Genomic DNA, 10,387 nt, shown 5'->3' on the forward strand with positions numbered 1-10,387 from the left:
AAAAATGCCCCGAATTCGGGGCATTTTTTTTAGCAAGCTTTAATTAAAAATCAAAACTGGCGCTTAGTTTAAAAGTACGCGGCTCACTCAAAGTTAAATAACTATAGTCATTGACTGAAGCCGATGCCCAGTAATCTTTATCCAGCACATTAGTCACAGAAAAATTAAAAGTTGTCGGTACCTGACTAATCTGGGTTTTATAGTTCGCGCCAATATCTACGCGAGTCCAATCTTTCAATTTCAACGTATTGGCATTGTTGGCATAGCTTGAACCGGTATACAGAATACGACCATTTAAGCTGATATCCTGTTCAATCGGCAGCTGCCAGTCCGCTTCTGCATTGGCTTGGAATTTTGGCACACCTACCACTTCATTGCCTTCAAACAGGCCATTGTAGGTATTTTTCTGTTCCGTATTCAGCCAGGTGGCACCACCTAAAATTTTCACGCTGTCAGTCAGCTGGCCATAGGCATTAAACTCAAGCCCCTGATGAATATTTTTAGCTTCAGAGATTTGCGGGCTGCCCGAACCATTGACTGCCGCTTTTTGACGGTCGGTATAGAAGTAATTCAACGCACCGCCTATACGGCCATTTTCATATTTCAGACCCAGTTCTTTTTGCTTAGATACAAAAGGATCGGCCACATGGTAATTGCCAACATCGTCAATCAGCGCGTCGCCTTGCACCAAAGCTTCAATATAATTGCCATAGACAGACAGTTCCGGTGTCAGCTTATAGCTTAGTCCAAGCGCCGGGGTAACTTTATTTTCATTAATGTCGGTTTGATGCACACCATATTGATAAACGTTCTGTTCAATTTCCTGATAGCGTGCGCCCAGCATGACATTCAGCCGCTTATCCAGAAATGAAATATTGTCACCCAATGCAACACTGGTGAGTGTGGTTTCGCCGGCTTTAGGATGGGTTCCTGCAGCGCCCAGCCACTTATTGATATTCGACTGGCCGGTATAGATTGGACTGTAAAAATTGTCAGTCAGACTAGTCGCGTAGCCATAACTGAAGCTTTTATCTGCCTTATAAAGTGAACCGGACAGCACCACATTATGCTTGGCAGCACCGGTTTCAAATTTGGTTCTTAAGCCCACTTCCCCGGTATGGATTTTATCTTTGCGTGGAATGATCGAGGCCGATAATTTGGCAGCGCCTGTTTGCGCATCACTGACTTGCTGGCTGGAATACACGCCATTTTCTTCTGAACTGCGGAAACCGTATGCAGCATAAGCCGTTGTAGCATCCGTCAAATCATATTCTGCACGAAGACTGCCAAACACATCTTCTTCATTGGAATAGGTCCAGGACTGCCCGTGATAATTCACATATTGCGAAGCACTTGGCATGCTCGTAACCGCATTGGTTAAACGCAGGCTCGGCCGGTTGGCTTCGAGGCGGTTATTGTTATAGCCCAAATCAGCTGAAACACGCAGCTTATCGCCTTTATAATCAGCCGAAACAGAAGCCAGACCTAAAGAATTATCTTCTTTATCGACTTCTGTTCCACCTTGATGATAGGCCGTATTTACACGTACACCAAACTTGTCGCTTTCCCCAAAACGACGTGAAATATCAGAGGATACATAGCCGCCATTAAAATCTGTGCCTATTTTTATGCGGTTTAGCGCTTCACTGCTTGCACGTTTCGGCAACAAATTGATAGATCCACCAATGCCTGTACCCCCAGGAATAGCCCCATTTAAAAAGGCAGAAGCCCCCTTAAACACCTCTACCCGTTCAAATAGTTCGGTTGGAATATATTGGCGCGGCAAAATGCCATACAGGCCGTTATAGGCCGTGTCATCTGAAGCCAGCACAAAACCACGCAAAAAATAGGCTTCCTGAAAGTTACCGTAGCCTTTAGCGGTACGCACACCTGCATCGGCTTGCAGCACATCCCCCACACTGTCCGCCTGACGTTCCTGAATATACTGATTGGTGTAACTGGTAAGGTTGAACGGCGTGTCTAGATTTTTTTGGTTGCCGAATATACCAACCTTGCCACCGGTTGCCACTTGACCACCTGCATAGGCCTCCATTAACCCTTCTGCTGAGGCATCGGCACTGACTTCCAAACGAATGGTGTCTAAAGTAACGACATCTTGCTGACCTGTTGTGGCGGAGTCCTTCTCTCCTTCAAGCACTTCAGCTGCATGGGCAGCAGCGATGCCATTAGCAACTAAAGCCATCATTACCGCCAGCTGTGTAAGTTTTAACATGGGAGCACTCATAAAGTGAAATATAAAAAATTAGCCGCCACATTAAATGATAATGATTTTTATTTGTGCTTAAATTATGATTAATCTTAAGAAATTATGAATAAAAATAGCAGTTTTATTGTATTTTTTTATCAAGAAGTAAAATTCAGTCTATTTTTTATCTAGGTGTGGGGATGTTAGGATATGGGAAGACTTGATGCTTAACTCATATAAGCACATGGAATCATTAAATATTATTCAGAATATGAGTCAAAATCTCGCCTTTATCCCCATTTTTATCAAAGTCATATTTTTAAATTTTTATCAAAGTCACATTTCTCAAAAAGCAAAGGCGCAATATACTGCGCCTTTATTCCCTTTGATTCTCAGTCTGCTTAAATCAACCTACATTTGCCGCCAGACACTGTTCAATATCCTGCTCCAATGCTTCCGGCTTCGTGGTCGGTGCATAGCGGTTGACCACTTTGCCATCTCGACCAATCAAGAACTTGGTAAAATTCCATTTAATGCCGTTACCCAAGACGCCTTTCGAGTTATTGGTCAAATATCGAAACAGAATATGTGCTTCTGGCCCCTTTACATCGACTTTGGCAAACATGGGGAAATTTACGCCATAATTCTTTTGGCAAAATGCTCCAATCTGATCATTAGATCCCGGATCTTGTCCCCCAAACTGGTTACAAGGAAATCCCAACACTTCAAATCCCTGATCCTTGTATTTTTCATACAATTTCTCAAGCCCCGCAAATTGGGGCGTGAAACCGCATTTGCTGGCAGTATTTACGATTAATAAAACTTTGCCGTCATAGTCTGCAAATGATTTATTTTTTCCATCTAACAACTCAGCGTCAAACTGATAAATGTTGGTCATGGATAGGTTCCCTCGTCACTTTTTTCTTGTGTTTTTAATTCTAATGAAGCGGAATTAACGCAATAGCGCAATCCTGTTGGTTGTGGGCCATCTTCAAAAACATGCCCTAAATGTGCACCACAATGATGGCAAACAATTTCTGTTCTGGCCATACCATGGCTGGCATCCTGATTCTCATCAATCACTCCACTGGAAATTGGCTTATAAAAACTCGGCCAGCCACTGCCGCTGTCATATTTGGTTTCGGAAGAAAATAATTCCTCGCCACAACAACGACATAGATAAACCCCAGCTTGCTTGGTATTCCAGTATTTTCCTGTAAAAGCAGGCTCCGTCCCCTTCTGACGTGTAATGCGAAACTCTTCTGGCGATAACTCTCTTTGCCATTCTCTTTCTGTTTTATTGAGTTTTCCCATGATGACGTCCCTTTATATCGTGCTATTTAAAATAGGATAATCGTATATTTACGTCATTCAATCTTAAATTTCTAGTCTTTATTCAACAATTTACAAAATCCATATAATGCTCAAAAAAGCAAAAAGTAAGCAATTACAAAAACAAGGTAAGCAATCTTAAAAATTAAATGCTTTTTTGTGAGCAAATTTAGTGTTAGGCTTAGTCCTACTCTTGCTCAGGATTAAAAAATGTCGCAGAAAAAGAGCGTAATTTTTAAAAATCTGCTGCCTGTGATTAAACAATATCAACAGACAGGGTTTACGCATGAAAAAATTGTTGCTTTACTCCGGGATGAACATCATCTCGATCTGGTAACAACCGAGACATTTAAAAGCTATTTATATCGTTATGCAAAAGTGAACTCCACTCTTTCCGAGAACATAAAAATGCCGAATACTTTCCACACCCCACGCGAAATTAAGAAATCGTCTAAGCTCGAGCATGTTTGCTACGACATTCGCGGGCCAGTGTTGCGAGCGGCCAACGAGATGGAAGAGGCCGGTCACAAAATCATTAAACTGAATATTGGTAACCCCGCCCCATTCGGTTTTGAAGCACCACAAGAAATTATTAACGATGTGGCTTTAAATCTACCCAATGCGATTGGTTATACCGACTCCAAAGGTATTTTCCCTGCACGTAAAGCCATTTGTCAGTATTACCAGCAAAAAGGCATCCTCAACATGCATGTGAATGACGTGTATGTGGGCAATGGTGTATCTGAACTGATTGTGATGGCCATGCAAGGTCTTTTGGATGACGGCGATGAAATGCTGGTGCCAATGCCTGACTATCCATTATGGACAGCAGCAGTAAATCTTTCAGGCGGTACGGCGATTCACTATAAATGTGATGAGGAAAACTACTGGTATCCTGACATTGTGGATATGGAAAGCAAAATCACGCCAAATACACGTGGTATTGTAATTATCAATCCAAACAACCCGACAGGTGCAGTTTACCCACGTCATGTGCTTGAACAGATTGTGGCACTGGCTAAAAAATATGACCTGATTTTATTTGCAGACGAAATCTACGACAAAATCGTCTATGATGGTATTGAGCATGTATCAGTGGCTGCTTTAGCTGGTGATCAGTTATGTATTTCATTCAACGGTCTGTCTAAAGCCTACCGTATTGCCGGCTACCGTTCAGGCTGGATGGCAATCACTGGCGATAAATCACGTGCCTTGGACTATATTGAAGGTTTGGACATGCTCGCTTCTATGCGTTTATGTGCTAACCATCAGGCGCAATATGCGATTCAAACCGCTTTAGGTGGTTATCAATCTATTAATGATTTGATCCGTCCAGGTGGCCGCTTGTATGAACAACGCAATATCGCTTGGGAAATGCTGAATGACATTCCGGGCGTGACCTGTGTTAAACCTGAAGGTGCCATGTACTGCTTCCCTAGATTGGATCCGGAAGTTTATCCAATTCAAGATGACGAAAAATTCATGCTCGACTTGTTGCGTGCGGAAAAAGTCTTACTGGTTCAAGGGACTGGTTTTAACTGGCCAACGCCTGATCATTTCCGCGTGGTGTTCTTGCCTGCCGAAAATGAATTGCGTGAAGCGATTACACGTTTAGGTCGCTTTCTGGCAAAAATGCGTTAAGTTCAAACTGCTTAAAAAAACCGCGTGAATCACGCGGTTTTTTATGGCTGCTTTGAGAGTTTATTCATCTTTAAGCGGATTGCCATACTGTTTTAGATATGCAATTCCTAACGCTCTAGAACCCTGATTATTAATATGGTTGCTGTCTTTATTGCGATATAAAGGCAGCTCATTAACACTAATTTTGCACACCTGCTGATTGCAGAGTACCTTGGTCGGGTCAATGATTTTTAATTGAGGATATTTCCGTTTGGCCTCCGCCACGATGCGGTTAAATGGAGCTAAGCGCGCTTCATATTTGCGTCTGGAAATCGTGCACTGTGCATGGGTATGTAAAATTTCATTACGCAGGATACAGTCTGCCGGAACACTGTCCTGATCGAGTCTTGGCACGTCCTGCAGCACAATCACCTGATCACTGGCCTGATATGCATTTTCCAAAGCTTTCATAAAACTAGTTTTAAAGATTTTTTCATTGGAATGATGCGTCCCATCTTCCAGTTTCACTTCATGACCAAAATACGGCACATAAGAACCCGCTAAAATAATGGTGGGATAATGGTTTTTGGCAAGATGCGCAGTAATAGCCTTATTTCTGATTTCAAACTTGTCGAGCTTTTCCCACTTATTGAAATTCAACTCCGAACGCTGTACCCCAGGAAGATAGAAAGTTGAACTTTGGGTAATATCATAGCCACGCAAATTGGCATCTTTGGCCCAGACATCCAGCATGGCGGTATAAGCATTGGCATGAGAATCCCCCAGTAGCAGAAAATCGATATCTGCTTTGGCCTTGCCCAGTACACATTGCTTCGGATCGGGTAAAGCTTTCGGGTCAGCAGTATCCATGCATTGACTGCGAATAACATGCGCAAAAGAATTGAGCGCTTCTTGTTTAAGATAAACAGAATGTGGAAAGCGATCAGGAAAACCATCATATTCATTCACTGTCTTGGCTATGACAATAAAGCACAAAGCAGGCAGCAAAAACCCCAGAATAATCACTTGATCATTTGCCGCCAATACAAAGCGCTTGGCCGGTTTTTCAAACAGTTGATAGGTTAAAAATGCCAGCAATATCGATAGCAAGATAATTACCGCCTGATGTTCAGCGCTTAAAGGCAGCATATAGATGCCAAACAACACCACAATCGGCCAGTGCCACAAATACATCGGATAGGAAATTTTCCCGATCCATGTACTTAAAGGATTACACAGCAATAGATTGTTTGAGCTTGAAACTTGTCCAAGATAAATAATCAGCGCAGTCGCCAAACAAGGAATCAGCGCCATTAGTCCGGGAAATGGCGTTTGCTTGTCAAAGTAGATGGCGGCTGCAAACAACACGGTTACGGCTGCCCAGACCAGACTTTGCTGCAATAGTTTGGGCAGCTTGATTTGAGGTAAAAAACACAGCCATGCCCCAATCAATAGCTCGAAAGCACGTACAGGCATACTAAAATAGGCTTTCGCGGCATTTTGCCCCAACTGGTACTGGGCATAAAAGATCATGATTCCAGTTAATACCGTGACTATCGCTAATGCATATTTACGTGAAACTTTACCAATAACAAGCCACAGCAATAATGGCCAAAAAAGATAGAACTGCTCTTCTACCCCCAACGACCACAAATGCAATAAAGGTACACCTTCGACACTTGGGCTAAAATAATCCCCAACCTCATTGCGCATATAGAGGTTTGCCATGAGCACAGTTGCATACATGACGCTATTAAAATATTCACTCAAATCATCCGGCAGCATCACCTGCCAGGCAATAACACTGACCACGCTGAGCACGGTGAAATAGGCAGGCGCTAAACGAACCACACGTTTCTTGTAAAATCGGGCAATTGAAAAACGTTGGGACTGAATATCTTGGGTTAAAATAATAGTAATGAGATAACCCGAAATGACAAAAAATATATCCACGCCAATATATCCACCGGAAAATAAAGTTATTCCGATGTGGTTAAAAATCACCAGTAAAACTGCGATCGCTCTTAAGCCATCGATATCAGCACGATATGAAAGATTCATAATTCAGATAATGACCATCACTTATTCAGATTGTAGGCCTTTATTCAGAAAACTCAATTTGCAAAAGCAAACCTAACGTTCAACTTAACGTGAGCAGGCCAATATTCGTTTTGGCTCAGGACTGAGGCACTTTGTTTTTACTGCGTTTTGTTATTTACAGTCCTACAAAATCCGCCTTACTCATGCTATTTATATGCGGGATAGATTATAAATACTGTGAGCACATGGATGTCCTCAAACAACCTAAAACTGAGTATTTTCTTATGTTTAAGTATGTGCTTAGGCATTGGCATTTTACGTTTTTCTTATACAGCGCTGTTACCGGGTACCCGTGAAGCCTTTGCCTGGACAGCTGGTTTTGCCAGTATTTTAGGCAGTGCCAACTTGTTGGGCTATTTAATGGGCGCATTTACTGCCATGCGTTTGCCTCAAGACAAGAGTATGGCGTTGTATATTCAAATGGCTGCGATTGCAGGCATGTTCAGTTTAATGTGCTGTGCTTTTTCTGACTTTCCCAAAGTCTGGTATATCTTTTGGCGGGTGATTTCGGGAATCAGTGGCGGCCTGCTCATGATTTTATCGCCGAGTGTAGTGGCGCAATGCTGTGATGTTCAGGATCGTTTTAAAATCAATTTTATCGGCTTTAGCGGTATTGGTCTGGGGGTATTATTGGCAACCCTGTTCCTGCCCTATCTGGATCAAATTGCCATACAGACCGCCTGGCTGATTTTATGTAGTTTTGCGCTGATCATTTGCATCTGCCTAAGCTTATTATTGCAGCAATTTAAACCGCATTTATCTGATCAATCAGCTTCAACCCCAGTCAAAGTGACCTTGAATTCCCTATTTTATAGTTTGCTGATTGTGTATGCATGTAGCGCCTTTGCCTATATTCCGCATTCCTTGTTCTGGATTGATTATCTTAGCCATGAATTAAAATTGAGTCTGTTCTGGATTAACTTGAACTGGATTCTGTATGGTCTGGGCAGTGCCTTAGGTGCATTTTCTGCATATATACTGGCCAGAAAATACGGCAATTTCACTACACTCAAAATTTTGTATAGTCTTTATATTCTGGCAATTTTTATTGCCGTTTTCACGAGCAGTCCACTTCTGACCTTTGCCTCTTCCTTCTTTACTGGCATGCTCAATCCTGCTGTGGTGTTTTTAACTTCCTATACCATTTTACAGCTGTATGGACTGGCGTATAAAAAGCTCTGGAGTATTGCAACGCTGTGTTTTGCATCGGTACAACTGCTTGGAGGATTAAGTTTTAGTAGCCTGCAACATTTTGGTGTGACCTATCATCAACAGTTTTTATTGGCGGCTTTGGTTTTATTATTAGGTACCTTGCAATTGGCTTGGCATACGCGAATACATCGATACAACTCAAGCAAACAAATTGACTAAATCTATAAAACAAATTGCGGATAAACTTTGTGCAAATAATTTTTTTACTGAATTTTTGAAGAGAATGCCAGTCAATTACTTGATTGACTGGCATTATTAACAGCGTTTTTAAACATAAATCAGTAATTGATTACTTATCCATGTTATCAATAATCGCTTGTCCGAATTCAGAACAGCGAAGCAGCGTTGCATTTGGCATCAAGCGTTCAAAGTCATAAGTTACCGTTTTAGCTGCAATTGCACCGGAAATTCCTTTAATAATTAAATCAGCAGCTTCTTTCCAGCCCATGTCACGCAGCATCATTTCCGCAGAAAGAATGATCGAACCCGGATTGACTTTATCTTGACCTGCATATTTCGGCGCAGTGCCGTGAGTTGCTTCATACATCTGAATTGCACCGCCAATGTTTGCACCCGGTGCAATACCGATACCGCCCACCTCTGCTGCAAGCGCATCAGAAATATAGTCACCATTTAAATTCAGGGTCGCAATCACGGAATAATCTGCTGGACGCATCAAGATCTGTTGCAAAAACGCATCTGCAATCACATCTTTAATGATGATATCTTTACCTGTTTTCGGGTTTTTGATTTTCACCCATGGGCCACCATCTAAGAGCTCACCACCGAAACGCTCAAGTGCGACTTCATAGCCCCACTCCTTAAACGCCCCTTCAGTATATTTCATGATGTTGCCTTTATGCACCAATGTCACACTTGGCTTGTTATTGTCGATAGCAAACTGGATTGCTTTACGAACCAGGCGCTGAGTCCCTTCTTTAGATACCGGTTTGATGCCAATCCCACAGTTATCTTCGAAACGGATTTTAGTGACACCCATTTCTTCTTTAAGGAACTTGATGATTTTTTTAGCTTCCGGCGAATCTGCTTTCCATTCAATACCTGCATAGATATCTTCCGAGTTTTCACGAAAAATCACCATGTCGGTTAATTCCGGATGTTGAACTGGAGAAGGTACACCTTCAAACCAGCGCACTGGACGCACGCAGACATAAAGGTCTAATTCTTGTCGTAATGCCACATTTAAAGATCGGATGCCACCACCCACTGGCGTGGTTAAAGGCCCTTTGATCGAAACAACATAATCACGAAGTGCTTCGAAGGTTTCTTCCGGCATGTAGGTGCCATAAATGGTATTTGCTTTTTCGCCGCAGTACACTTCCATCCATTCGATGGAACGTTTGCCACCATAAGCTTTCTGAATGGCAGCATCTACGACTGCTTTCATTGCGGGTGTAATATCGACCCCAATACCATCGCCTTCAATGAAGGGAATAATCGGGTTGTTTGGTACATTCAGTGACAGATCTGCATTTACGGTAATTTTACTACCATCTGCAGGAACAACGATTTTTTGATAACCCATTGTATAGCTTCTCCCTTTATATCTGGCGATATCTAAAAATATTTACCGATTAGGCAATACTTTCGTCCTTTCTTAACGCATAATAGTTTAATTGAATTCCACTGTGTTTAAGATTTATACAGGAAATAACTGCATTTCCCAATTGAATAAAACTTAACCTTTTTTAGCATTATGTAATTACAGAAGTCATTTCCTATGAAAATCGTCATTCTGAATACATCATTATTGAATATTAATTTATATTAACCCGAATCCTGCTTAAGCTAATGATTTCATAATTTGAATTGTTGGCTTATTTCGATGGGTTAATTGGTATGCACATAAAGAAGCATAAATTCCACTTAGAAATCCATGAATACTACGAGCTTTAC

At 41.8% G+C, this 10,387-nt stretch carries 7 protein-coding genes and 1 pseudogene; 2 read left to right on the plus strand and 6 right to left on the minus strand.

Translation table 11 applies throughout. The features are described from left to right. Window positions 1-43 precede the first annotated feature (43 nt). From FB6_RS06900 to msrB, 3 genes are all read right to left on the minus strand, one after another. Window positions 44-2,233, minus strand: a complete 2,190-nt coding sequence (locus tag FB6_RS06900) for a TonB-dependent receptor (RefSeq protein ID WP_174559301.1) — start codon at window positions 2,231-2,233, stop codon at window positions 44-46. A gap of 379 nt (window positions 2,234-2,612) precedes the next feature. Then, window positions 2,613-3,104, minus strand: coding sequence for a glutathione peroxidase (locus tag FB6_RS06905; protein ID WP_174559302.1), 492 nt, complete (start codon window positions 3,102-3,104; stop codon window positions 2,613-2,615). Then, window positions 3,101-3,520: a peptide-methionine (R)-S-oxide reductase MsrB gene (msrB, locus tag FB6_RS06910; RefSeq protein WP_174559303.1), complete on the minus strand. Its 420-nt coding sequence runs from the start codon at window positions 3,518-3,520 to the stop codon at window positions 3,101-3,103. The genes FB6_RS06905 and msrB overlap by 4 nt, the downstream gene beginning before the upstream one ends. A 228-nt stretch (window positions 3,521-3,748) precedes the next feature. Here msrB and FB6_RS06915 point away from each other — a divergent pair, with 228 nt between their 5' ends. After that, entirely contained in the window at window positions 3,749-5,179 is a 1,431-nt protein-coding gene (locus FB6_RS06915) for a pyridoxal phosphate-dependent aminotransferase (RefSeq protein ID WP_174559304.1), read from the plus strand. 60 nt (window positions 5,180-5,239) lie between these two features. On the opposite strand, the gene FB6_RS06920 is transcribed toward FB6_RS06915, so the two are convergent. Next, window positions 5,240-7,219: an acyltransferase family protein gene (locus tag FB6_RS06920; RefSeq protein ID WP_174559305.1), complete on the minus strand. Its 1,980-nt coding sequence runs from the start codon at window positions 7,217-7,219 to the stop codon at window positions 5,240-5,242. Window positions 7,220-7,447: 228 nt separating this feature from the next. Between FB6_RS06920 and FB6_RS06925 the strand changes: the two genes are divergently transcribed. Further along, on the plus strand, window positions 7,448-8,629 hold the full coding sequence (locus FB6_RS06925) for a YbfB/YjiJ family MFS transporter (RefSeq protein ID WP_174559306.1): 1,182 nt from the start codon (window positions 7,448-7,450) through the stop codon (window positions 8,627-8,629). 130 nt (window positions 8,630-8,759) lie between these two features. On the opposite strand, the gene icd is transcribed toward FB6_RS06925, so the two are convergent. Together icd and FB6_RS06935 are read right to left on the minus strand one after the other, a co-directional pair. Beyond that, complete coding sequence (gene icd / locus FB6_RS06930) at window positions 8,760-10,016, minus strand: NADP-dependent isocitrate dehydrogenase (protein WP_174559307.1); 1,257 nt, start codon at window positions 10,014-10,016, stop codon at window positions 8,760-8,762. A gap of 258 nt (window positions 10,017-10,274) precedes the next feature. Next, window positions 10,275-10,387: pseudogene (locus FB6_RS06935) on the minus strand (IS982 family transposase); the annotation flags it as partial.

Origin of the sequence: Acinetobacter bouvetii, assembly GCF_902753875.1 — a bacterium.
Taxonomy (GTDB): Bacteria; Pseudomonadota; Gammaproteobacteria; order Pseudomonadales; family Moraxellaceae; genus Acinetobacter; species Acinetobacter bouvetii_A.

Coding starts and splice junctions, on each gene's coding strand:
- FB6_RS06900 (WP_174559301.1), bottom strand. CDS start 2,233: ATGTTAAAACTTACACAGCTGGCGGTAATGATGGCTTTAGTTGCTAAT.
- FB6_RS06905 (WP_174559302.1), bottom strand. CDS start 3,104: ATGACCAACATTTATCAGTTTGACGCTGAGTTGTTAGATGGAAAAAAT.
- msrB (WP_174559303.1), bottom strand. CDS start 3,520: ATGGGAAAACTCAATAAAACAGAAAGAGAATGGCAAAGAGAGTTATCG.
- FB6_RS06915 (WP_174559304.1), top strand. CDS start 3,749: ATGTCGCAGAAAAAGAGCGTAATTTTTAAAAATCTGCTGCCTGTGATT.
- FB6_RS06920 (WP_174559305.1), bottom strand. CDS start 7,219: ATGAATCTTTCATATCGTGCTGATATCGATGGCTTAAGAGCGATCGCA.
- FB6_RS06925 (WP_174559306.1), top strand. CDS start 7,448: ATGTCCTCAAACAACCTAAAACTGAGTATTTTCTTATGTTTAAGTATG.
- icd (WP_174559307.1), bottom strand. CDS start 10,016: ATGGGTTATCAAAAAATCGTTGTTCCTGCAGATGGTAGTAAAATTACC.